23 protein-coding genes and 1 tRNA gene are annotated in these 23019 nt (G+C 70.7%); 8 read left to right on the forward strand and 16 right to left on the reverse strand.

Going from position 1 to position 23019, the window contains the following annotated elements; genetic code table 11:
• Nucleotides 1-982, forward strand: a 982-nt coding sequence (locus ABD378_RS38135; protein WP_344528936.1) for a response regulator, incomplete at its 5' end; no start/stop codon positions are given.
• Nucleotides 983-1053: 71 nt separating this feature from the next.
• On the opposite strand, the gene ABD378_RS38140 is transcribed toward ABD378_RS38135, so the two are convergent.
• The 9 genes from ABD378_RS38140 to ABD378_RS38180 form a co-directional block, all read right to left on the reverse strand.
• Entirely contained in the window at nt 1054-2703 is a 1650-nt protein-coding gene (locus tag ABD378_RS38140) for a long-chain fatty acid--CoA ligase (RefSeq protein WP_344528938.1), read from the reverse strand.
• A 144-nt stretch (nt 2704-2847) separates the two neighbouring features.
• Nucleotides 2848-3411, reverse strand: coding sequence for a SigE family RNA polymerase sigma factor (locus ABD378_RS38145; protein WP_249588982.1), 564 nt, complete (start codon nt 3409-3411; stop codon nt 2848-2850).
• Nucleotides 3412-3571: 160 nt separating this feature from the next.
• The gene (locus ABD378_RS38150) at nt 3572-4414 is read right to left on the reverse strand and encodes a glycoside hydrolase domain-containing protein (RefSeq protein WP_344528940.1); all 843 of its coding nucleotides are present in this window, start codon (nt 4412-4414) and stop codon (nt 3572-3574) included.
• A gap of 52 nt (nt 4415-4466) precedes the next feature.
• Nucleotides 4467-5633: a lipid-transfer protein gene (locus ABD378_RS38155; protein ID WP_344528942.1), complete on the reverse strand. Its 1167-nt coding sequence runs from the start codon at nt 5631-5633 to the stop codon at nt 4467-4469.
• The gene (locus ABD378_RS38160) at nt 5630-6133 is read right to left on the reverse strand and encodes a MaoC/PaaZ C-terminal domain-containing protein (protein ID WP_344528978.1); all 504 of its coding nucleotides are present in this window, start codon (nt 6131-6133) and stop codon (nt 5630-5632) included. The genes ABD378_RS38155 and ABD378_RS38160 overlap by 4 nt, the downstream gene beginning before the upstream one ends.
• A 53-nt stretch (nt 6134-6186) precedes the next feature.
• On the reverse strand, nt 6187-7302 hold the full coding sequence (locus tag ABD378_RS38165) for an acyl-CoA dehydrogenase family protein (RefSeq protein WP_344528944.1): 1116 nt from the start codon (nt 7300-7302) through the stop codon (nt 6187-6189).
• A 1-nt stretch (nt 7303) separates the two neighbouring features.
• Nucleotides 7304-8239, reverse strand: a complete 936-nt coding sequence (locus ABD378_RS38170) for a bifunctional MaoC family dehydratase N-terminal/OB-fold nucleic acid binding domain-containing protein (protein ID WP_344528946.1) — start codon at nt 8237-8239, stop codon at nt 7304-7306.
• Complete coding sequence (locus ABD378_RS38175) at nt 8236-9426, reverse strand: acyl-CoA dehydrogenase family protein (RefSeq protein ID WP_344528948.1); 1191 nt, start codon at nt 9424-9426, stop codon at nt 8236-8238. The genes ABD378_RS38170 and ABD378_RS38175 overlap by 4 nt, the downstream gene beginning before the upstream one ends.
• 228 nt (nt 9427-9654) lie before the next feature.
• Nucleotides 9655-9966 carry a hypothetical protein gene (locus tag ABD378_RS38180; RefSeq protein WP_344528950.1) on the reverse strand — a complete coding sequence of 104 codons (312 nt, stop codon included), beginning with the start codon at nt 9964-9966 and terminating at the stop codon, nt 9655-9657.
• Nucleotides 9967-10333: 367 nt separating this feature from the next.
• On the opposite strand from ABD378_RS38180, the gene ABD378_RS38185 reads away from it, so the two are divergent.
• Complete coding sequence (locus tag ABD378_RS38185) at nt 10334-11206, forward strand: bifunctional DNA primase/polymerase (RefSeq protein ID WP_344528952.1); 873 nt, start codon at nt 10334-10336, stop codon at nt 11204-11206.
• A gap of 57 nt (nt 11207-11263) precedes the next feature.
• Here the strand turns inward: ABD378_RS38185 and ABD378_RS38190 are convergent, their stop codons facing one another.
• From ABD378_RS38190 to ABD378_RS38205, 4 genes are all read right to left on the reverse strand, one after another.
• A complete protein-coding gene (locus ABD378_RS38190) occupies nt 11264-11971 on the reverse strand; it encodes a sensor domain-containing protein (RefSeq protein WP_344528954.1) in 708 nt (235 codons plus the stop codon).
• Nucleotides 11972-12181: 210 nt separating this feature from the next.
• The gene (locus ABD378_RS38195; protein ID WP_344528956.1) at nt 12182-12415 is read right to left on the reverse strand and encodes a hypothetical protein; all 234 of its coding nucleotides are present in this window, start codon (nt 12413-12415) and stop codon (nt 12182-12184) included.
• Nucleotides 12416-12665: 250 nt separating this feature from the next.
• A tRNA-Ser gene (locus ABD378_RS38200) sits at nt 12666-12750 on the reverse strand.
• Between the two features lie 41 nt (nt 12751-12791).
• The gene (locus ABD378_RS38205) at nt 12792-14189 is read right to left on the reverse strand and encodes a S1C family serine protease (RefSeq protein WP_344528958.1); all 1398 of its coding nucleotides are present in this window, start codon (nt 14187-14189) and stop codon (nt 12792-12794) included.
• A gap of 185 nt (nt 14190-14374) precedes the next feature.
• Here ABD378_RS38205 and ABD378_RS38210 point away from each other — a divergent pair, with 185 nt between their 5' ends.
• From ABD378_RS38210 to ABD378_RS38220, 3 genes are all read left to right on the forward strand, one after another.
• Complete coding sequence (locus ABD378_RS38210; protein ID WP_344528960.1) at nt 14375-15187, forward strand: glycerophosphodiester phosphodiesterase; 813 nt, start codon at nt 14375-14377, stop codon at nt 15185-15187.
• 62 nt (nt 15188-15249) lie between these two features.
• Entirely contained in the window at nt 15250-15867 is a 618-nt protein-coding gene (locus ABD378_RS38215; protein WP_344528962.1) for an ATP-binding protein, read from the forward strand.
• 117 nt (nt 15868-15984) lie between these two features.
• On the forward strand, nt 15985-16950 hold the full coding sequence (locus ABD378_RS38220) for a DUF5926 family protein (protein ID WP_344528964.1): 966 nt from the start codon (nt 15985-15987) through the stop codon (nt 16948-16950).
• A 205-nt stretch (nt 16951-17155) separates the two neighbouring features.
• On the opposite strand, the gene ABD378_RS38225 is transcribed toward ABD378_RS38220, so the two are convergent.
• Nucleotides 17156-17710, reverse strand: a complete 555-nt coding sequence (locus ABD378_RS38225; RefSeq protein WP_344528966.1) for a hypothetical protein — start codon at nt 17708-17710, stop codon at nt 17156-17158.
• A 57-nt stretch (nt 17711-17767) separates the two neighbouring features.
• A complete protein-coding gene (locus ABD378_RS38230; protein WP_344528968.1) occupies nt 17768-18445 on the reverse strand; it encodes a bifunctional DNA primase/polymerase in 678 nt (225 codons plus the stop codon).
• Between the two features lie 593 nt (nt 18446-19038).
• Between ABD378_RS38230 and ABD378_RS38235 the strand changes: the two genes are divergently transcribed.
• Together ABD378_RS38235 and ABD378_RS38240 are read left to right on the forward strand one after the other, a co-directional pair.
• Nucleotides 19039-20418, forward strand: a complete 1380-nt coding sequence (locus tag ABD378_RS38235; protein WP_344528970.1) for a PP2C family protein-serine/threonine phosphatase — start codon at nt 19039-19041, stop codon at nt 20416-20418.
• A 144-nt stretch (nt 20419-20562) separates the two neighbouring features.
• Nucleotides 20563-22059, forward strand: coding sequence for an aminopeptidase P family protein (locus ABD378_RS38240; protein ID WP_344528972.1), 1497 nt, complete (start codon nt 20563-20565; stop codon nt 22057-22059).
• 95 nt (nt 22060-22154) lie between these two features.
• Here the strand turns inward: ABD378_RS38240 and ABD378_RS38245 are convergent, their stop codons facing one another.
• The gene (locus tag ABD378_RS38245; RefSeq protein WP_386544580.1) at nt 22155-22694 is read right to left on the reverse strand and encodes a carboxymuconolactone decarboxylase family protein; all 540 of its coding nucleotides are present in this window, start codon (nt 22692-22694) and stop codon (nt 22155-22157) included.
• 47 nt (nt 22695-22741) lie between these two features.
• Between ABD378_RS38245 and ABD378_RS38250 the strand changes: the two genes are divergently transcribed.
• Nucleotides 22742-23019 (forward strand): GntR family transcriptional regulator (locus ABD378_RS38250; protein ID WP_344528976.1); only part of this gene is annotated, 278 nt, incomplete at its 3' end.

A 23019-nucleotide genomic window follows, 5' to 3' on the forward strand; every position in this document is an offset into this window, starting at 1 on the left:
ACGCGCCAGGCGCCGCCGCAGGCTCTCCACTCCCCCCGACCCCGCGGGCGACGACCGCCCCGAGGCCGGGGCCCGCCCGCACCCCCAGGCGCAGGCCAACCCGCAGTCCCGGATCGCGTCCTCCACCGAGGGCACAGGACGCTCGTACGCAATAGGCGCACCGGACGAGGACGCCGACGAGGGCCCGGAGCCGCTCGACGGTCCCGGCGGCGCGGTCGAGGTCGCCAACCGGCCCCAGCCGCAGCCCATGGACGACGAACTGCCGCCCGAGCCGCTGGACAATCCGCGCCGCCTGCTCGTCTGGCCCGCGCCCGACGTCACCACGCAGCAGGCGCTGAGCGACCGCGGCTACCGTCCCGTCATCGTGAACTCCCGCGAGGAGGTCGACGCCCAGATCGCCGCGTTCCCCGCGGCGCTGTTCGTGGACCCGCTGACCGGACCGATCACGCGTACGGCGCTGCAGTCGCTGCGCACGGCCGCCGTGGCCGCCGAAGTTCCCGTGCTCGTCACGGCGGGACTCGGCCAGGCGACGCGCGAGGCCGCGTACGGCGCCGACCCGGCCGTACTCCTGAAGGCCCTCGCGCCCCGCGACAGCGAGCAGCACCCGCCCCGCGTCCTGCTCATCGAGGAGCACGAGGAGATCGCGCTCGCCCTGACCGCGACGCTCGAACGGCGTGGCATGCAGGTGGCGCGGGCCGAGAGCGACGCGGACGCGGTGACGCTCGCGGCGCAGATGCGGCCGAACCTGGTGGTGATGGACCTGATGCAGGTGCGCCGCCGCAGGGCCGGGATCATCGACTGGCTGCGCGCGAACGGCCAGTTGAACCGCACCCCGCTCGTCGTCTACACCGCCGCCGTCGACGAGACGGAGCTGCCGCGGCTCGCGGCGGGGGAGACGGTGCTGTTCCTCGCGGAGCGGTCGACGAGCGGCGAGGTGCAGGGCCGGATCGTGGACCTGCTGGCGAAGATCGGCACGAACTAGAACCTCGGAGTACGGTGATGCGCCGCTCCCCGGCCGGGGAGCGGCGCATCAACCCACTGCCGGGCCTCGCGTCAGAGCTTCGTGACGTCCAGCTCGCCGTCCGCGTACTGCCTGCGCAGCACCTTCTTGTCGAACTTGCCGACGCTCGTCTTGGGCACGGCCGGCACGATCGCCCAGCGCTCGGGCAGCTGCCACTTGGCGATGGTGCCCGTGAGGAAGTCGCGCAGGGCGGCGTACTCCAGGCTCGCGCCCTCCTTCAACACCACGGTGGCGAGCGGGCGTTCGCCCCACTTGTCGTCGGGGACGGCGACGACCGCAGCCTCCGCGACGTCCGGGTGGGCCATGATCGCGTTCTCCAGCTCGACGCTGGAGATCCACTCCCCGCCCGACTTGATGACGTCCTTCGCGCGGTCGGTGAGCGTCAGGAAGCCGTCGGAGCTGATCACGCCGACGTCGCCGGTCTTCAGCCAGCCGTCCGCGCTGAACTTGTCCTCGGGCTTGAGTTCCTCGCCGCCCGCGCCGCCGTAGTACGCGCCCGCGATCCACGGCCCGCGCACCTCGAGCTCACCCGCGGACTCGCCGTCCCACGGCAGGTGCTCGCCGCCGGGGCCGACCAGGCGGGCCTCGACTCCGGTCGGGAAGCGGCCCTGGGTCAGGCGGTAGGCGAACTCCTCGTCCGTGCCGAGGGCCTTGGCCGGCGGGCGGGCGACCGTGCCGAGCGGGGACGTCTCCGTCATGCCCCAGGCGTGGCAGACCCGCATGCCCAGCTTGTCGAACGCCTCCATCAGCGAGGGCGGGCAGGCCGAGCCGCCGATGGTGACCTGGCCGAGCGAGCTGACGTCACGCGGCTTCGCGGAGAGTTCGGCGAGCAGGCCCTGCCAGATGGTGGGGACGGCGGCCGCGTGCGTGGGCCGCTCCGTCTCGATCATCTCGGCGAGCGGGGCGGGCTGCAGGAAGCGGTCCGGCATCAGCATGTTCACGCCCGCCATCAGGGTCGCGTGCGGCAGACCCCAGGCGTTGACGTGGAACTGCGGGACGACGACGAGCGTGGTGTCCGCGTCCGTCAGGCCCATGGACTCGCTCATGTTGACCTGCATGGAGTGCAGGTAGATGGAGCGGTGGGAGTAGACGACGCCCTTGGGGTCGCCGGTGGTGCCGGAGGTGTAGCACATGGCGGCGGCCGTACGCTCGTCGAGCTCGGGCCAGTCGTAGGCCGTGGGCTTGGCGGCGATCAGGTCCTCGTACTCGTGCACCTGCGCCTGGATTCCGGCCAGCGGAGAGCGGTCGCCGGGGCCCGAGACCACCAGGTGCTCGACGGTCGGCAGCTGCGGAAGCAGGGGCGCGAGCAGCGGGATGAGGGAACCGTTGACGATGATGACGCGGTCGGCCGCGTGATTCACGATCCAGGTCAACTGGTCGGCGGGCAGCCGGAGATTGAGGGTGTGCAGCACGGCGCCCATACAGGGGACCGCGAAGTAGGCCTCGACATGCTCGGCGTTGTTCCACATGAACGTGGCGACGCGCTCGTCGCCGTCGACCCCGAGGTCCTCGCGCAGCGCGTGCGCCAGCTGGGCCGAGCGTTCACCGATCTCACGGAAGCTGCGGCGCTGTGGAGCGGCCTCTCCGGTCCATGTGATGACCTGCGACGACCCGTGCACGGTCGTCCCGTGCCGAAGGATGCGGGTGACGGTCAGTGGTACGTCCTGCATCGTGCTCAGCACGGCGTCCTCCCGGTGGGCGCGCGGCATTCACCCGAGGCGGCTCCCGGATGACCTACCTGGCAGTAGGGCTCGCCAGATTGTTGCCGCATACCGCACGGTATGTCACTAGTCCGGGAGAAGAAAGGTCCGGCGGAACCCCGGCGGTCACCGGACCGGCGTGAGTTCCGGGTCCTCGCGCAGCTTGCCGAGCGCCCGCGAAACCGCGCTCTTGACGGTGCCGATGGACACCCCGAGCACCTCGGCCGTCTGCGCCTCGCTGAGATCCTCGTAGTACCGCAGTACTACCATCGCCCGCTGCCGCGCGGGCAGCTTCATGATCGCGCGCCACATCGCGTCCCTGAGCACCTGCTGCTCGGCCGGATCCGCGACCGGCGTCACCTCGGGCTCGGGCAGCTCGTCACACGCGAACTCGTCGACCTTGCGCTTGCGCCACTGTGAGGTCCGGGTGTTCAGCAGGGCCCGGCGCACATACCCGTCGAGCGCCCGATGGTCCTCGATCCGGTCCCAGGCGACATAGGTTTTGGTCAGGGCGGTCTGCAGCAGATCCTCGGCATCGCTCGGATTCGCGGTCAGCGAGCGCGCGGTGCGCAGCAACACGGGCTGACGTGCCCGTACGTACGACGCGAACGACGGATACGCCGAAGGACTCGCTGTCCGCGTCGCGGCCTTCGATGCGCTGGTGCACATGGGCACCATGGATACGGTCATGGCTCCACGCTAGAAGCGCCCCCTACTTCAGCGGATCGGCCGCAGGTCCCGAAGCGGTGTCCGCCTCAGGTTGTACGTGGGGTGGTAGCCCCACCTCCTGAAGGTGGAGGAGGCGGAGCGCCCCCTGAGGGTTCATCCCTGAGAGGGCCTCGCTCGCGGCCTAGCGGATCCGGGCCACCGGCGCGTGCACGAGGTTCCGGTCGATCTTGAGCGTGCGCCCGCCGTGCCGCTCCCTCACGTTCCCCGCGTACTGGTGAATGCGCCGCTCAGGGTGCCACGCGTTCTTCCGCAGCACGGGCTCGCGGTACAGATGCGGCCGCGTGTGCCAGCGCGCGAACCACATCACCGACGGCAGATCCCGCACCCCTGCCCGCCGCGCCGTCTCCATGTGCCGTACGCCGGAACTCGCGCTGCTGTAGAACCCCGGAACGTACCCGAGCCTGCGCACCTCGCGGTCCCAGGCCCGCACGAAGGCCAGCGTGGTGTCGGCGCACTGCTTGTTCCGGTGGGCGTACGACTCCATGTCCAGGTAGAGCGGGCTGTCCCGCTGCATCCCGAACGCTTTCGCCTTCCTTGCCGCGTCCCGCCCCTCCCTCGTCCCCTCTCGCCAGGGGTGCCGTCCGATGCGTACGTCCCTCTTGTGCTGCGCGATGACACAGGGCGACTGCGAACCGACGTACAGCGGCAGCACCTTCCACCCCATCCCCCGCACCGCCCGCATCCAGCCGCGGGTCAGCGACGGCTGGCGCTGGCACCCCCGGCCCCGGCCGGCGTAATAGACGCCCACCGCTTGGTAGTCGGAGGCCGTCCAGCGGCGCATCGTGTCGACGGACGGGGCGAGGCAGGTGTCGAAGGCCCAGCCGCGGAAGGTCGAGACGCCGGCCGCCCACCCGCGACCCTCGGTCTCGGGTCTGCTTGCGGCGCCGGTCGGTGGCACACCCATGGCCAGAGAGGCGAGGGCGACGGCGAGGACAAGTCCCATCATCAGCTTTCGGCAGCGCATACGCCGAGTGAAGGGCCCTGGGCCCGCGCCCCGGCCGGGACACGCGCCGCGTTCAGCCGTCCGCCGCCAGAATCAACCCCGACGTGGGGACACCGGTGCCCGCGGTGACCAGAGTGCGCGCGGCGCCCGGTATCTGGTTCACGGACGTGCCGCGCACCTGTCTGACCGCCTCCGCTATGCCGTTCATCCCGTGCAGATACGCCTCCCCCAGCTGCCCGCCGTGTGTGTTCAGCGGCAGCATCTCCTCGGCCACGAAGTCCGCCGCCTCGCCCGGCCCGCAGAAGCCGAACTCCTCCAGCTGCATCAGCACGAACGGCGTGAAGTGGTCGTAGAGAATGCCCACGTCGATCTCACTGGGAGCGAGGCCGGAGCTCCGCCACAACTGCCGTGCCACCACGCTCATTTCCGGCAGCCCGCTCAGGTCGTCGCGGTAGAAGCTGGTCATCTGCTCCTGCGCCCGGCCCGCGCCCTGGGCCGCCGCCGTGATCACCGCCGCCGGCTTCGGCAGGTCCCTGGCCCGCTCCACGCTCGTCACGACGATCGCCTGCCCGCCGTCGGTCTCCTGGCAGCAGTCCAGGAGCCGCAGCGGCTCGACGATCCAGCGCGAGGCGGCGTGCTCCGCGAGGGTGATCGGCTTCCCGTGGAAATAGGCCGCAGGGTTCGTCGCCGCGTACTTCCGGTCGGTGACCGCCACATGGCCGAACACATCGGGGGTGAGGCCATAGGTGTGCAGATACCGCTGGGCCGCCATCGCCACCCAGGAGGCGGGGGTCAGCAACCCGAACGGCAGGGGCCAGCCGAGCGCCGCACCCTCCGCCGACGGCTCCCGGTGCTGCACGCCCGAACCGAACCGCCGCCCCGAGCGCTCATTGAACGCCCGGTAGCAGACGACGACTTCGGCCACTCCGGTCGCCACCGCGAGCGCCGCCTGCTGGACGGTCGCACAGGCGGCGCCTCCGCCGTAGTGGACGCGCGAGAAGAACGAGAGCTCACCGATCCCGGCCGCCTGCGCGACGGTGATCTCCGGGTTCGTGTCCATGGTGAACGTGACCATGCCGTCGACGTCGGCGGGGCTGAGCCCGGCGTCGTCGAGCGCGAGGCCCACCGCCTCCACGGCGAGTCTGAGCTCACTGCGCCCCGAGTCCTTGGAGAACTCGGTGGCCCCGATCCCGACGACAGCGGCCTTCCCGCCGAGGTGGTCACGCGTGCGTGCGCTCATGCCGCGCCCCCTGCCGACGCCCCGCCCTGGGCCGCACCGCCCTGGTCCGCCCCGCCCTGGACCGCCCCGCCCGGGACCGTCACCGTGACCGTGCCGGTGACGTGCTTGCCGATGCCGTTGGACCCGACCACCCTCACCGTGGCCGTATCGCCGTCGACCCGCTCCACGGAACCGGTCAGCACCATCGTGTCCCCCGGGTAGTTGGGCGCCCCGAGTCGGATCGCCACCTTGCGGAGAATCGCCCCGGAGCCGAAGTGATCCGTGATGTACCGGCCGACCAGGCCGTTCGTGGTCAGGATGTTCATGAAGACATCGGGGGAGCCCTTCTCCTGGGCCGCCGCCGCGTCGTGGTGTACGTCCTGGTAGTCCCGCGACGCGATCGCGCCGGAGACGATCAGCGTGCGGGTGACCGGGATGGTGAGCTCAGGCAGCTCGTCACCGGCCCTCGCACCGTCCCCTCCCGCGGCATCCGGTCTGCCCGTCACACGGCCCCCCGTCATACGGCTCCCCGTCGTGCGGCTCCCCGTCGTGCGCCCCGTCATGCGGCTCCCCGTCATGCCGTCTCCTCCTGCGCGCTCCGCGCGATCAAGTCGCCCATTTCCTCAAGGACTTCGCTCCCGCCGCCGAGGTACGCGTCCAGTTGCCGCCCCCACAGGAAGTGCCGGTGCACGGGGTGGTCGAGGTCGGCCCCCATGCCGCCGTGCAGATGCTGGCCCGCGTGCACGACGCGTTTGCCCCCCTCCGACGCCCACCACGCGGCGGTCAGCGCATGCGTGCCGAACGGCAGTCCGGCGTCGCGCCGCCAGGCCGCCTCGTACGCCGTGACCCGGATCGCCTCGGTGTCCATATGGGCGTCCGCAGCCCGGAGTTGGACCCCCTGCTTGGCCGCGAGTGGCCGCCCGAACTGCTCCCGCTCGTTGGTGTGGGCGACCGCGCGGGCCAACGACCCCGCGCACACCCCGGCCTGCAGCCCCGCGAAGGCTGTCCGCGCGCTCGCCAGGACGTCGTCGTACGCCCCTTTCCCTCCGATTCGCTCACCGGGAGTCCCGTCCAGGACCAACCGCCCCGCCGCCCAGGGCGCGGTCAACTCCACGGGCTCGGTCTCCGCGTCGGCCACCCGCACTCTCCACAGGCTGTGGCCGCCCAGCGGCGCCGGGTCGCGCACCGCCACCAGGACCTCCGTGGCATCCCGCAGCCACGGCACCCATGGCACCGTCCCGGTCAGCCTTCCGGTCAGCGCTCCCGTCAGCTCTCCCGTCAGCTCTCCGGGCGATGCGTCAGCCTGCGCTCCCTCCCCGGAGGCCACCACGCCGCCCCGCGCCGGGAACGCCCCCGTCGCGACCTCCGTGCCGTCCCTCAGCCCCGGCAGCAGCCGCCCCCGCTGCTCCTGCGTGCCGTGCGCCGCCACCGCAAGCAAGCCATAGACACAGCTCGCCGCGAACGGCACCTGCGCCGTCACCCGCCCCTGCTCCTCGAGCAGCAGCACGAGCCCGAGCAACCCGACATCCTCCACCGCACCCGGCAACCCCGCCGCGCACAGCGCCTTCCACAGCTCGGTGTCCGACCCTGTCCCCGCCGCCGCGAGCCGCTCTGGCGTGGACAGGTCCCCGAAGATCTCTCCGGCGAGGTCCCGTGCGGCGGCCTGCTCCTCCGTGGGTGTGAAGTCCATGTCAGACCCCGCCCCCCGCCGTGCCTGTCATGCCTGTCATGCCTGTCATGCCTTCGACGGCCCGGAACACCGGGAGCTCCAACTCCTTGTCCACCTGCATGAATTCGAGCCGGACCGGCTGCCCGATCCGCACCTTGTCGCTGGGCACGCCCACCACGTTGCTGACCATGCGCACGCCCTCGGCCAGCTCGATGAGCCCGACGGCGTACGGCGGATCGAAGGCGGGGAAGGGCGGATGGTGCATGACCACGTACGAGTAGACCGTGCCCTCGCCGCTCGCCTCGATCGTGTCCCATACGAGCGACCCGCAGGCGTTGCAGCCGGGCAGCCAGGGGAAGCGCAGTGCCCGACAGCCGCCGCAGCGCTGGATCAGGAGCTGATGGCGGGACACGCCTTCCCAAAACCCCGCGTTGTCCCGATTGATCACCGGGCGGGGCCTCTTGCCCTGGGGCTTTTGCCCCGCGGGCGCGTACTTGAGGATCCGGAAGCGATGCGTCCCCGCCGGCTCACCGGCCGCCCTGACGTCCATCCGGGTCGTGACGAAGTGCCCCGTGCCCAGCTTCGTCGTCTTGCGCTCCGACACGGACTCGATGACCGCGTCGAAGGTGATCTCGTCCCCCGGCCGCAGCGCCCGCAGATACTCCTGCTCACAGTCGGTGGCGACGACCGAGGTGTACCCCGCGCCGTCCAGGAGCGCGAACAGCTCGTCGTAAGCGGCCGAACGCCCCTGATGCCCGGAGAGCCCGCCCATCGTCCACGCCTGGAGCATGGTCGGCGGCGCGATCGGGTCCGCCCCCGCATAGGCCGAGTTGGTGTCCCCCATGGCCTCGCACCAGTGCCGGATCATCGGTTCGTTGACCGGGTCCTTGCCCACGCCCGACGTGGCGGCCGCCCGTCCCTCGAAGGTCTTCAACGTCTCGTACGAAAGATCAGTCACCGCCGTCCCCTTCGCATCCCGAGGCGCATCGTCGCCACGATCTCCCGCTGCACCTCGCTCACCCCGCCCCCGAACGTATTGATCTGTGCCGCCCTGTTCATCCGCTCCAACTCCCCCTCACCGCCCGTGCCGAGCGTCAGGGACCCAGGTGAACCGGCCCGCACCAGACCGGCATCGCCCGTGACTTCCTGACATATCCGGTACACCTCCACGGCCGATTCGGTTCCCATGAATTTCACGCCGCTCGCGTCGCCGGGCGCCAGGACGCCCGCCCCGACATCCCCCACCAAACGCCAGTTGAGCAGGCGCGTTGCCGCGAGGCGTGCCTGTGCTTCGGCCAGTCTCGACCGGACCCACGGAGCGTCAATCCGGCGTTCACCCGTCACCGGATCGGGAGTACGGGCGAAAGCGAGGGCCGCCGCGTAGAAGTCCTCGGCCTGCATGCCGATCGCGGCGAGCGCCACCCGCTCGTGGTTGAGCTGATTGGTGATGAGCCCCCAGCCGCCGTTCTCCTCGCCGACGAGGTTCGTGGCGGGCACGCGGATCCCGTCGTAGTACGTCGCCGTCGTGGTCAGACCGCCCACGGTCTCGATCGGCGTCCACGAGAACCCGGGCGCTCCGGTCGGCACGAGGATGATCGAGATGCCCTGGTGCTTGGGGGCGTCGGGGTCGGTGCGGCAGGCCAGCCAGATCCAGTCGGCGTTCTGGGCGTTCGAGGTGAAGATCTTCTGCCCGTCGATGACCCACGTGCCGTCGGGCCCCTCGGCATCGCGCACCGCCCGCGTCCGCAGCGAGGCCAGATCCGTCCCCGCCGACGGCTCGCTGTACCCGATCGCGAAGACGAGGTCGCCGCTGAGGATGCGCGGCAGGAAAGCCGCCTTCTGCTCCTCGGTGCCGTACTTCATGAGGGTCGGCCCGACGGTGTTCAGGGTGACCATCGATACGGGCGCGCCCGCGCGGTAGGCCTCGTCGAAGAAGACGAACTGCTCGTCGGGGCCGCGCCCCTGCCCGCCGTACTCGACCGGCCAGCCGAGGCCGAGCATGCCGTCGGCCCCGATGCGCCGCAGCAGCCGGCGCTGCCCCTCCACGTCGCCCCCTTCGGGCGGCCCTCCGGGCATCAGATCGCTGAAGTACGCGCGCAGTTCGGCGCGCAGCTGCACTTGGCGTTCGGTGGGGGCGAGGTGCACGGCGGCGGCCTCTCCTTCGCGTACGGGCGTCGCACCGACAATGGTTTCTGACTGTCCGTCAGAAACTGTTCCGGTGTCAAGAGATCACCCCGGATACGAGGAGAGACCGTCCGAGGCGCCGATACGTACCCCCGAACACGCCTGCGCGGCGGTGCAGATGCACCGCCGCGCAGAACGCCACACACCCCATCGAGCAGGCCCCAGGAGCTACCCCGGAGGGCCGTCACCTCACCAGAGGTGGGTGAAGTTGACGGCGATGTTCTCGTTCGACTGGTCGATCGCCGTGAAGGCCGAGCCGTTCACCTGGGCGGTGTTGTTCTGGTTCGAGGCGCCTGAGCCGACGGCCTGCTGCTGCGACGTGGACGAGTTGCCGCTGTTGTTGCCGCCGACGCCGCTGCCGTTGACAGTCGCCACGCCCGCATTCGATCCGTCGTTCGCGAAGGAGCCGTTGTCGGCCGTCGCGACACCCGAGAAGAGTGCGGCAGCCAGGGGCAGGGCCGCGGCTGCAGCGATGACGCGGGCGGTACGGATGCTTGCCATGTCTGTTCCTCCGTTACGGGGGTGCCCACCGGTGATGTGCCGGGAGCACCTGAAGTGCGCCTTGTTCCCATGCGGTTGGCCGACCGCCTTGGGGTTCTGCACGACGTCGCGAGTCCAGAGTTGCCCACCGAATCCCCGGCGAACCACCCCGGAAGCCCCGATTCCCCCGCAAGCGTGAGTACAAGTCGATAAACACGCTTCGATCCCCCAAAGCCCCAGCTCAACCCATGGGACCCCGCCCCGACCCAGGCGCCGCACGCGCTGAAGCGTTCCACCGCTGCGTGAAGATCGGCCGTCGCACGGCGTTTCCTCCGCGCGCCGCGCGCCCCCTCTTCCTTTCCTCGAACACTTGTACGAAAATGAAGGCATGGCCACCATCGACCGCCATGCCACAGCGCTCGCACTCGCCCACGCCCTGTCCGCCGCCGAGCGCGGCCTCGCCGTCATCCCGCTCTCCCGCACCAAGCTGCCGGCGCTCCGCTCCCCCCATCACGAACAGCCCGAACCTTCGCCCTGCCACGGCGAATGCGGCCGCCCCGGACATGGCGTGTACGACGCGTCGACCGATCCGCGCCGCATCCGCGAGCTCTTCACCGCCGCCCCCTGGGCCACCGGCTACGGCATCGCGTGCGGGCTGCCGCCGCACCATCTGATCGGCATCGACCTGGACACCAAGTCCGGTACGGACGCTCCGGCGGCCCTGCGGGAACTGGCGCTGCGCCACCTGTTCACGATCCCGGCCACGGTCGTCGTGGCGACCCCGAGCGGTGGGCGCCACATCTGGCTCGCGGGCCCGCCCGACGCCGTCATCCCCAACTCCGCGGGCCGGCTCGCCCCCGGAATCGACATCCGGGGCGCGGGCGGCTATCTCGTCGGCCCCGGTTCGCGTACCGAGTACGGCGTCTACAGCGCCGTGGCCGGCACCGCCCACCTCCCTCCGGCGAGCTGCCCGCCCGCGCTGCTGCGCCTGCTCACACCCCCGCCCCGCGCCCACCACCCCGCGCTCCCGCAGATGCCGGCCCCGGTCCAACGGGGCCAGGGCCTGGTCCAGTTCGTGCTCGCCGCGCATGAGGGGCAGCGCAACACCCGGCTGTTCTGGGCCGCTTGCCGTGCCTACGAGAACGGCATCGGCGAGCCCCTGGCCGACGAACTCACCGATGCGGCGCTCCGGGTCGGCCTCACGGAGCAAGAGGCCCGCTCGACGATCGCGTCGGCGGCGCGGCTGACGGGAAACGCGTGACGGGGCCACCAGCCACCAGCCCCTAGCCCCTAGCCCCTAGCCCCTAGCCCCTAGCCCCTAGCCGAGCATCGAACGCACCGCAGCACGGTCGATGTTCGTCAGGGCGCGGACCAGCTTCGGGGTGAGGAAGACGATGGCGAGGCCGACCAGGGACGCCCCCGCGATCTGCACCGGCGACTCCAGGTAGAACGCGTGGCGCTCGCCGCCGGAGGTGTAGTCGAACACCCGGTAGCCGGGCCAGTCGACGTAGCGCGGGAACACCCAGGAGTACGCCGGAAGGAGCGCCACCACCCAGCCGGTGACCAGGAAGGTCACGCTGAGGACGAAGGACACCACCCGCGACGGGAACATCACGACCTGGAAGAGCAGCGCCCGCCAGCCCGCACCGTCCGCGAGCCGCCCCCGCATCCCAGCCCACACGCCCGCCTCGCGCGGCGTTTCCAGGGCGGCGGGACCGGCGACCTCAAGCCCCAGCTGCGCCCGCGCCCGCCCCCGCTCGGCAGCGCCAAGCCCCCGCGCCCCGGCCAATGCGGCGGCGAGGACCGGCAGTCCGAGCACGGTGACGAAGAGCCCCATGCCGAGTGCGAACATCGTCACCGCGAAGGTGAAGCCCACGATGGCGATGGGCAGCGACATCACCGTATAGCCGATCTCCCGGTACGTGGATGCGGCGAACGGCGCCCGCCAGAAGCCCGGGGACTCCGCCGAGCGCACGGGTGAAGGAGCGGTGGGAGCGGCTGCGTACGGCAGTGCGCTGGTGCTCATGACGGGCCTCGAATCTTCGCGGTGGGGACGTTGCCGGGAGTGCCGTGCTGACGTCCTCCACGTTCGCGAATCCGGGTGGCCCGCGACATACGGTGACCCGGTCTCTCGGGGGTGTCGCTGACACCACCCCCGAGCGAAGCCGAAGCGTCCGGGGTGCGGAAAGGGGGTGCCTCTCAGTGAGAGACACCCCCTGACCGGACTGAGGAGCCGTCAGCCGTGGTACCCGTCGAAGACTCCGTTGAGGGCGGTCCCGTCGCGGTGCCCGCCGTCCACGTGGCCGGCGGTGGTGATCCCGTACGGGCCGCCCATGTTGGTGAACGACTTCCCTGCGTAGCGGCCCTCGTCGAAGGTGCCGGTGGGGCCGTCGGAAGCGACGGCGGTGCCGGCGGCCAGGAATCCGGCGACGGTGGCCACGGCGAGGGCGGATGCGATGCGCTTCAACACGAGTTTCTCCTTGGAGACGAATCCAGTGATCTTGTAGAACAACACCGCACTCGCCCCACACCTCCTCCGAGGCTCGCCGGGCAGCGTCCACGTGGAGTATCGGGTTCATCCATGGCGCGTGCCCAGTCCGGCGCAATGTCCCTCACATGCCCGATCGGCCCGAGAACCACGGGAGGAGGGCGCGGCCACGGGGCCCTGAAACAGCGAGAGCCCCCGACCGATTCCGCTGGTCAGAGGCTCTCAATCACTGCGGTGGGTGTGGGATTTGAACCCACGGTGACTCTCGCCACGACGGTTTTCAAGACCGTTCCCTTAGGCCGCTCGGGCAACCCACCCCACACCGCCGCTCAGGCGGTGCGGGGACAAGAGTAGCGGGTCAGCTCTCGCCCTTGCGCTGGCCCAGGACCACGTCGACCTTGTGCTCCTTGCCGTCGCGCTTGTACGTGATCTCGACGGTGTCGCCCGGCTTGTGGGTCCAGATCTGGCCGATCAGGGTCGGGCCGCTGTCGATCACCGTGTCGTCCAGCTTCGTGATGACGTCGCCGGGCTTGAGGCCCGCCTTGTCCGCGGGGCCGTTCGGGGTGACCGCCTGCGAACCGCTCGCGCCTTCCTGGGAGATCGTGGCGCCGCCCGTGCTCTCCTCCAGGGAGACCGAGGCGCCGATCACGGGGTAGACGGCCTGACCGTTCTTGATCAGCTGCTGGGCGACGTTGTTGGCCTGGTTGACCGGGATCGCGAAGCCCAGGCCGATGGAGCCGGACTGGCCGCTTCCGCCGAGACCGCCGCCGGTCTCCGCGGGCTTGATCGCGGAGTTGATGCCGATGACCGCGCCGCCCGCGTCGAGCAGCGGGCCGCCGGAGTTGCCGGGGTTGATGGAGGCGTCGGTCTGCAGGGCGCTCATGTACGAGCTCTTGCTGCTGGCGCCGTCGCTGGAGGTCACCGGGCGGTCCTTGGCGCTGACGATGCCGGTGGTGACCGTGTTCGAGAGGCCGAAGGGGGCGCCGATGGCGATCGTCGAGTCGCCGACGGCCACCTTGTCGGAGTTGCCGATGGGGAGCGGCTTCAGGTTCTCGGGCCGCTGCTTGAGCTTGATGACCGCCACGTCATAGCCCTCGGCGCGGCCGACCACCTCGGCGTCGTACTTCTTGCCGTCCGAGAACGTCGCCGCGAGCTTCCCGCCGTCGGCCGCGGAGGCGACGACGTGGTTGTTCGTGAGGATGTGGCCCTGCTTGTCGTAGACGAAGCCGGTGCCCGTGCCGCCCTCGCCGTTGCCACCCTGGGCCTCGATGGTGACGACGCTGGGCAGCGCCTTGCCGGCGATGTCGGCGACCGTTCCGGGGTCACGCTTGAGGTCGGCCGGGGTGTCCGAAGCGGACACCGTGGTCGAGCCCGTGCTGTTGTCGTTCCGGTCGGCCGCCCAGAAGCCGATGCCACCGCCGACACCGCCCGCGACCAGGGCGGCCACGAGCACCGCGGCGATCAGACCACCGCGCCGGCCCGCGGGCTTGGGGTCCTCCGGATGCTGCGCCGCGTACGACGCGCCCCACCCGGAGCCTGAGCCTCCACCCTGGGCGTACGAGGGAACGGCCGGCGGCGGGGGCGGCGGCCAGGCCCCCGCACCGGAGGCGTGCGGGGGCGCGGAGGCGTGCGGGGGCGCGGCGGAAGCGTGCGTCGCGGGCTCGGCGGAAGCAGCGGGAGATTCCACCGGCACAGGAGGCGCTGACGGGGCCGGGGGTACCTCGTTGCCCTCGTTGCCCTCGTTCTCGGTGCTCACAGCTCTTCTCCTCGGTCCACGCTGTCGTTCTCGGTCACGGCCTGGCTGTGCCCAACTGTGCATGTGTCTGCAGTCAGCTTTTCCCATGGGCTGTCAGGGCACCATAAGCCGATCCTGTGGATCCGGCTCTGTGTGCCCCACCCTCGGGCAAGCCTGTGAGTACCCCGTGATGGCACCATGACGCGGTGACCCTCGCACGACAGCAACAGATCCAGGTCGTCGCCCACCGCGGAGCCTCCGACGACGCCCCCGAGCACACGCTGGCCGCGTACAAGAAGGCGGTCGAGGACGGTGCCGACGCTCTCGAATGCGATGTACGCCTCACTGCGGACGGGCACCTCGTCTGTGTCCACGACCGACGTGTGAACCGGACGTCGAACGGCCGGGGAGCCGTGTCGGCCCTGGAGCTCGCCGACCTCGCCACCCTCGACTTCGGCTCCTGGAAGAACAACCACGGAGAGGCCGACGAAGGCCCCGACTGGGAGGACACCTCCGTCCTCACCCTGGAGCGGCTGCTCGAGCTGGTGGCCGAAAGCAATGCTTCGGGGCGCAACGTCCAGCTGGCGATCGAGACCAAGCACCCCACCCGCTGGGCGGGCCAGGTGGAGGAAAGGCTGCTTCTTCTACTGAAGCGCTTCGGTTTGGATTCCCCACCCTCCGATGGCCCCTCTCCCGTACGCGTCATGAGCTTCTCGGCGCGCTCCTTGCAACGGGTGCGGGCCGCGTCCCCCACCCTGCCGACCGTCTATCTGATGCAGTTCGTCTCGCCGCGCCACCGCGACGGCCGCCTCCCCGAGGGTGTTCGGATCGCGGGACCGGGCATGCGGATCGTCCGCAATCACCCCGCCTACGTGGCCAAACTCAAACGCGCGGGCCACCAGGTGCACGTGTGGACCGTGAACGAACCCGAGGACGTGGAGCTCTGCGCCGAACTCGGCGTCGACGCCATCATCACCAATCGCCCCAAGCAGGTGCTGTCCCAGTTGGGCCGCCGCTAACCGCGACCTCGTCGGTTACAGGGTGTGCACCGGCGCGTTCGGTCCGTATTCGATCGTTACGAGTGCGTCACCACACAAGGATTGGCCGGTTTCCGGTCCAGTCCATTGGGGCATTCACACCGTGGCGTGGGGCGAAGGAGGTCTCGGGGGTGGCGTTGGTGGTGGCACGGGAGGTGCCCGCGTCGTCGAGCATGGCCGTACCCCATGGCCCGGCGGGCGTGGGGGAAGCAAGGCACCGGATGCGCGATCAACTGCGCGGGAACGGGGTGCCGGAATCGGTCGTCGACGATGCCGTACTGGTCCTGTCGGAATTGCTCAGCAATGCCTGTCGGCACGGCAGGCCGCTGGGCGAAGGAATGGTCGGCGACGGAGATGTCCGGGCCGCCTGGCGCGTGGACGCCACAGGCCGGCTGACGGTCGAGGTGACGGATGGCGGCGGCCCGACCCGTCCCGTTCCGGCCACGCCCTCGGTCACGGCGCACGGCGGTCGCGGGCTCAACATCATCACGGCCCTCGCCGAGACGTGGGGCGTGCGCGACGACACCCATGGCGAGGTCACGGTGTGGGTCGTCGTCCATGCAGGGCACCGTCACGAGGATTTCGCTACGCGCGTCGCGGCCCCGTCGGTCGCCGTGATACCCGACCTCGCGTACGCGGACCCCTTCGACGACCTCGACTGAGTCCGGCCGACCCAGGCTGAATCCCGACGCCCTTTGGGTGAGCGGCTAGGCTCGCGCCCGTACGCCCAAGACGTACGAAGAGCCACGCAGGAAAGCCGCATCCGGGAGACACCCAAGATGGCCAAGAAGCGCCCTCAGACCAAGGGCAAGCAGCCGCAGCTGACGGACGGGCAGGTTCCTGTCGTCGGTGCCCGCGAACCCTGCCCCTGCGGTTCGGGCCGCCGTTACAAGGCCTGTCACGGCCGGGCCGCCGCGCACGCGGTGACCGAGCTGGTCCAGCGCCCCTTCGAAGGTCTGCCCGGCGAGGGCGACTGGGTGGCTCTGCGCGAGCTCGTCCCGGCGGCGACCGTCGAACTGCCCCTCAAGGACGGGCTGCCGGACGGCGTGCCCTCCGTCGCCCTTGCCACCGTCCTGCCGATGGCCTGGCCCGCGCTGCGCCGCGACGACGGCTCGGTCCTGCTCGGCCTGCAGAACGACACCGCGTCCGGCGACATCAGCCGCGACCTCGCCGACACCCTCCAGCGCGCCCTGACCGCCGAGCCCGGCTCTCCGGTCCAGGCACGCCGCGCCCCGGCCGACGGGCCTCGCCTGCAGGACATCCTCGACCCCGAGGGCGCATTCGAGCCGATCGTGCACGCGGGCTTCGAATTCTGGGTGCCGGACTCGGAGAACGCCTCCCCGGAGGTCTCCGCGTCCCTGGAGCGCGCGAACGCCGCCGCGATCCCGACCGTGAAGCTCTCCGGCGTGGACTGCGCGTACTGGTGCGAGACCCCGGAGAAGAACCACCTGCGCTGGGTCATGCCGCACCCCGAGGAGCAGCTCCTCGACGCGCTCGCCCGGCTGCACGCGGCCGGTACGTCGAGTCTCGGCGAGGGCACCCGCCTTGTCGGATCCTTCCGGGCGCACGGTCTGACGGTTCCGGTGTGGGATCTGCCAACCGGAATGGGTGCCGAGGACATCGAGAAGCCAGCCGCCGAGTTCGCCGAGCGGCTCGCGACGGCGCTCAGCAGCGATGCCCCGCTCACGCCGGAGGAGCGGCGTGCGCGCGGCGGTCTCACCAACCGCCAGGTGACGCTGAGCTGACCCACCAGTCAGTTGGAGGGGAATGGGTGACTCCTGTCACAACTCCCCGTCGTCGCAGGTAAATCCCTGTCTGGATATCCGAGATCGAATTTGCCCAGAGCAGATCTCTTGTTACCGTTCAGGTAGCCCGGTTGCTGGTGCATCCCCCGTCGCCAGCAACCGGGCGCTTCCATGTCCGGCTCACTGCCCGGCCTGACCTGCGGTCTCAACTGGCCTTCGGCCGCGCGGAGTTGCTCCCGGAGCGCAGGAGCAACGGTCCGCCGCTCCCGTCAGCGAACTCCACAACCGCCGAATACGCCTCGGCATTCCCCGCCGTACGCTCGCGTGGTGTCTCGCACGCCCCCGGCTCGTCCGCCGCACCCACCACGCAATGCATCTGCACGGTGCGTCCGCCCGGGCCCATAACGGTCAGTACGGCGCTCAGCTCATCACCGGTCGTGTTGCGGTAGTACGTGCGCCCCCAGGTGTCGTGCCCCTGGGTCAGGACACAGGTCTGGGCCTCGATGCCCTTGGGGGATGTGAGTTCGGGTCCGCACTGGGCGGCGCTGTCGAGGCCGAGCCCCGTGAGGAGAGACGCGTCCTCCGAAGAGGGCTGTTTCGCGTCGGGATCCGGCGCCGCCCCCGGTGCCGCACCCGCCTGCCGCTCCGACGGCTCGGCTTCGGCGTCACCGTCGCCCACGGGCCCCGCGGACGCGCCGGCGAGCGGCAGGAGAACCGTAATGGCCACGGCGCCCATGAGCGCGATCAGGCGGGGGTTCATGGGCCCTGACACTAACGACGTTTGGTGGGCGCCCGGCTCGCCGCGCGCCCATTTCCCCTACAACTCGGGCGCGCTCACACCCGTACGAGTGAGCGCGTCCACCACCGCGTCCACCACGGCCTCGACATCGGGCACCCAAGGCGCCGCCGAGCCGGGCAGCGGAGCACGCTCCCAGCGCACCGGTCCCTGGCCCGTCTCGGAGGGCGGCAGTGCGAGATACCCGCCCTCTCCGTGGAAGCGCAGTGAGCCCGGTACGTAGTCCTTGGCGTACAGCAGCTCGCCCAACTGCTCCATGGAGTACGGCGCGACGAGCAGGAAGAGACGGGCGGGGGTCGCCACGACCGGGCCGAGCCTGATGCCCATCTGGTCGAGCGCGGCCAGGGCGCGCGCGCCCGCGACCGCGGGCAGGCTGACGGCGCACGGGGCGCTGGCGCCGGTGGCGAGCACGATGGGCGCGTCCGGGCGGTTGGTCCACCACCAGCGCACCATGCGCTCGTCGGTCGTCGCGGTCAGCAGGCCGGGGTCGAGTGGATGCGCTCCTGGCACCGTGCAGTCGGGGTCGGGGCAGGCGCAGCGGGTGCCGTCTCGCCGGTCGAGTCCGACGCCCGGCACCACGGGCCACTTCCATGCCGTCGCGAAGGTCAGGGCCGCGCCGGTCAGACCGGGACTCTGGTCAGACTTCCTGCCGGTGAGCCTGGACAGGAGCCTGCGTCGCCTTCCGAGGATCTCGCGCATGAGCGCTCGTTCCTTTCCGTTTACACGCCGAGGAACACGGCGGGCCACATCACACCATGTGTGGATCACTTCGCTGTGCGTAGAACTGGCGCATCACACCCCAGCCTGCGGCATGGGGAACCCCTAGGGGCCGAGCGTTAGCGTGGCGTGGGGTGGCGGTGCCTGGCGTTTGCTGTCCCGCGTACTTATTCGCCGCCTCCCCCACGGGAGGATGGGGCACGGTCGTCGTGAGTTAAGACGCCCGGGTCCGTCGCCAGGTTCCGGGCGGATCTCAACTGCCCCTGGTCATCACCGAGTACGTACCCATCACGGCCGCTGTGACGCGCCTCCCGTGCCTGAGGGCCTGGGAGTGCCCCTTGTTGAACAATCCCAGTCGATCGCAATATGCCGTCGCCTCAGGCACTTTTGAGCCAAGTTACCAAGATCGCCGAAACGCCACAGAATTCCCACGGACACCAGGAATCCCAGCTGGACAATGCTGGACATCCCCTCATCAGTGCGTGTAGATGTGGAGAACATTGCTAGCGGCGCAGAATGACATGGGGGTTTGCGATGCTATTGAGCAATACGCACCGGCCGGAAAGCCGTCAGCCATGAACGCTCCGCACCTCCCGAAAGTGGCCGGAATCGATTCAACTGTTCCGCCACAAGACCACACTGTCGCGCCCGCCCCGCAGGCCCAGGGCGCACCGACCCTCATGATCCAGGACCGGCTCGCGGGCTGGATCTCCGATCTGACCACCCTGCAGGAGCTCACCGAGCGCCTGGCCCGTACGGCCACCCTCGACGAGGCCCTGCACGAACTGCTGCGCGCCGGAGCCGCCCTGGTCGGTGCCCGCCGCGGCCTGCTCGTCCTGGAGCCCGCCGACGGGCTCGGCCCCGACACCACCGTCGGCCTCGGCCTCACCCGCGCCGACCTCGGCCACATCGAGACGGTGCCCCGCGCCGCCACCGCCTTCGGGCGGCTCCTCGACGCACCGCCCGCGCCCCCGGGCGCCGAGACCGAGATCGTCAACGCCGATCTGCTCGCCGACAGCACCCTCGACCCCCGCCACCGCGACGTGGCCACTCGGCTCGGCTACGCCGCGAGCTACGCGCTGCCCCTGTCCACCGAGACGGCGGGCCGGATCGGCGCCGCCGTCTGGCTGTACGACGAGCCGGCGGAGCCCGGCGAGCGTCAGCGGCACCTCGTCGGCCTCTACACCCGCCAGGCCGCCGAGCACCTGGCGCGGCTGATCGAACTGGACCGCGCCCGTACGACGGAGGCCACCCTGCGCGAAGAGCTGCTGCCCTCGCGGCTGCCCCGGGTCGCCGGGGTGCAGCTCGCGGCCCGGCACCGCACCTCCGCGCGCGGAGGCGGCGACTGGTTCGACGCGCTGCCGCTGCCCGACGCCGCGCTCGGCCTCGCGGTCGGGTCCGTCACCGGGTCCGGGCCGAGCGCCGTCGCCGAGATGCGGCGCCTGCGGGCCTCCTTGCGGGCGTACGCCGTCATGGAGGGCGAGGACCCCGTCGCCGTACTGTCCGATCTGGAGCTGCTCCTTCGGCTCACCGAGCCCGCGCGGTCGGCGACAGCCCTCTTCGCCTACTGCGAACCGGCGCTGCGCAAGATCGTCCTGGCGGGAGCGGGACACAGCCCGCCCCTGGTGATCGGCGAGCGGCGCACGGAGTTCGTGGAGACCTCGCTCTCGGCGCCGCTGGGGATGCTCGCCTGCTGGGAGGCGCCGAGCGTGGAGTTCCAGCCGGAGCCGGGAGAAACGGTGCTTCTCTACACGGACGGGCTGCTGCACCGCACCGGCGACCCGATGGACCGGGCCTTCGCGCGGCTGCACGCGGCGGCGGCGAGCGTGCCGAAGCCGGTGCGCGACGACCCGGACGCGCTCGTCGATCACGTCCTGCGGACGGTGCTCCCGGACGGGCTCGACACGGTCGACAGCGACGAGGACGTGGTTCTCCTTGCGGCCCGTTTCGGGTGACGCCCGCCCTCCGGTTCGCGTGAGTCCGCCATGTCGTTCGAGTGACCCCCGCAGTACGGCATGTAATGGGCCTTCCGGCTCTGGGCCCCCTTCCGTACGCCCGTACGATGGAGGGGGCCCAGTGTCGTACATAGGAGGCAGATCGTGTCGGAGGAGCTCATTCCGGAGAACCCGGAGACCCCGGAAGACCTGGAGATCGAGTCCGCGGAAGAGCCGATCAAGCAGCGCAAGAACGGCCTGTACCCGGGCGTCTCCGACGAGCTCGCCGAGAACATGAAGTCCGGCTGGGCCGACACAGAGCTGCACGACCTGCAGCCGATCGCCCAGGCAGAGCACACCGCCGCCCGTCGCGCCGCGCTCTCCGCGCGCTTCCCGGGCGAGCGCCTCGTGATCCCCGCGGGCAATCTCAAGACCCGCTCGAACGACACCGAGTACGCCTTCCGCTCCTCCGTCGAGTACGCGTACCTGACCGGCAACCAGACGGAGGACGGCGTCCTCGTCCTGGAGCCGGCGGACTTCGCGGACGGCACGAGCGGCCACGAGGCCACCATCTACCTGCTGCCGCGCTCCGACCGCGAGAACGGCGAGTTCTGGCTGGACGGCCAGGGCGAGCTGTGGGTCGGCCGCCGGCACTCCCTCACCGAGGCCGAGACGCTCTACGGCATCCCGGCGTCCGACGTGCGCGAGCTCGCAGGACGGCTGCGCGACGCGACCGGATCCGTCCGGGTCGTGCGTGGCTACGACGCCGGAATCGAGGCCGCGCTGACCGACAAGGTCACCGCCGAGCGCGACGAGGAGCTGCGCGTCTTCCTCTCCGAGGCCCGTCTGGTCAAGGACGAGTTCGAAGTCGGCGAGCTGCAGAAGGCGTGCGACTCGACCGCCCGCGGCTTCGAGGACGTCGTACGCGTCCTGGACAAGGCCGAGGCGACCAGCGAGCGCTACATCGAGGGCACGTTCTTCCTGCGCGCCCGCGTCGACGGCAACGACATCGGCTACGGCTCGATCTGCGCCGCGGGCCCGCACGCCACGACGCTGCACTGGGTGCGCAACGACGGCGCTGTGCGCTCCGGGGAGCTGCTGCTTCTCGACGCCGGCGTGGAGACGCACACGTACTACACCGCCGACGTGACACGGACGCTGCCGATCAACGGCCGCTTCGACGAGCTGCAGCGGAAGATCTACGACGCCGTGTACGAGGCCCAGGAGGCCGGCATCGCGGCGGTCAAGCCGGGCGCCAAGTACCGCGACTTCCACGACGCCGCGCAGCGCGTGCTCGCCGAGAAGCTCGTGGAGTGGGGGCTCGTCGAGGGCCCGGTCGAGCGCGTCCTGGAGCTGGGTCTCCAGCGTCGCTGGACCCTGCACGGCACCGGCCACATGCTCGGCATGGACGTCCACGACTGCGCCGCCGCGCGCCGTGAGACGTACGCCGACGGCGTCCTGGAGCCCGGCATGTGCCTGACCGTCGAGCCCGGTCTGTACTTCCAGGCGGACGACCTGACGGTGCCGCAGGAGTACCGCGGCATCGGCGTGCGGATCGAGGACGACATCCTCGTGACGGCCGACGGCAACAAGAACCTGTCGGCCACGCTGCCGCGGCGTGCCGATGACGTCGAGGCGTGGATGGCTGAGCTCAAGGGCTGAGCGTCCTGCCGAACCGGCCCTCTTCTTGAGCGAACCGGTCTTAAGCGAACCGGGCCTCTTCTGTAAGAAGGGGCCCGGTTTTGCGTTCCCGGGGCTTAGCGCTCATCCTCGCCCGCCACCTTGGCGGTGCTCAGGGCGATGCGGTTCCAGGTGTTGATGGTGAAGATCAGGGCCAGTACGTGACCCAGCTCCGTCTCGTCGAAGTGCGCGGCCGCGCGGGCGTAGACGTCGTCCGGGATGCCGCCCTGGTGGACGAGCGTGACGGACTCGGTCAGGTCGAGCGCCGCCTGCTCCTTCTCCGTGAAGAAGTTCCTGGCCTCGCGCCAGACGCCGACCATGTGCAGTCGCGCCTCGTCCTCGCCCGCCTTGCGCGCGTCGGAGGTGTGCATGTGCAGGCAGTACGCGCAGCCGTTGAGCAGCGAGGCGCGGATCTGGATCAGCTCGACCAGGGCCGGGTCGAGGCCCTCGCGGGCGGCGGCGTCGAGTCCGATCACGGCCTTGAAGGCCTTGGGGGCTGCCTTGGCGAAGTTGAGGCGGGGCGTGGGGGCGAGGGTCTGCGTGGCGAACTGGGCGCTCTGTGTGGCGGTCTGGGCGGTCTGCGTTGCGGTCTGCGCGGTGTTCTCGTTGTTCGTCATGACCATGAATCTACGGGTGGGATAGACCTCGGATAGGGTGCATTTCCATGGCGGAATCATGGGTCAATCTGGCCGAGCGCATCGGGAGTGACCTGCACCTGGAGCTCTCCGGGGCGGGAGGCCGCCGCGCCGTCCTCATCCGCGCGCTGCGGGACGCCGTGCGCGAGGGGCGGCTCGCTCCGGGGACGCGGCTTCCGCCCTACCGCTCCCTCGCCGCCGATCTGGGCATCGCCCGCAACACCGTCGCCGACGCCTACGCCGAGCTGGTCGCCGAGGGCTGGCTGACCGCACGGCAGGGGTCCGGCACCCGGGTGGCCGAGCGGGC

The organism is Streptomyces rectiviolaceus, assembly GCF_039533825.1.
Classification (GTDB): domain Bacteria; phylum Actinomycetota; class Actinomycetes; order Streptomycetales; family Streptomycetaceae; genus Streptomyces; species Streptomyces rectiviolaceus.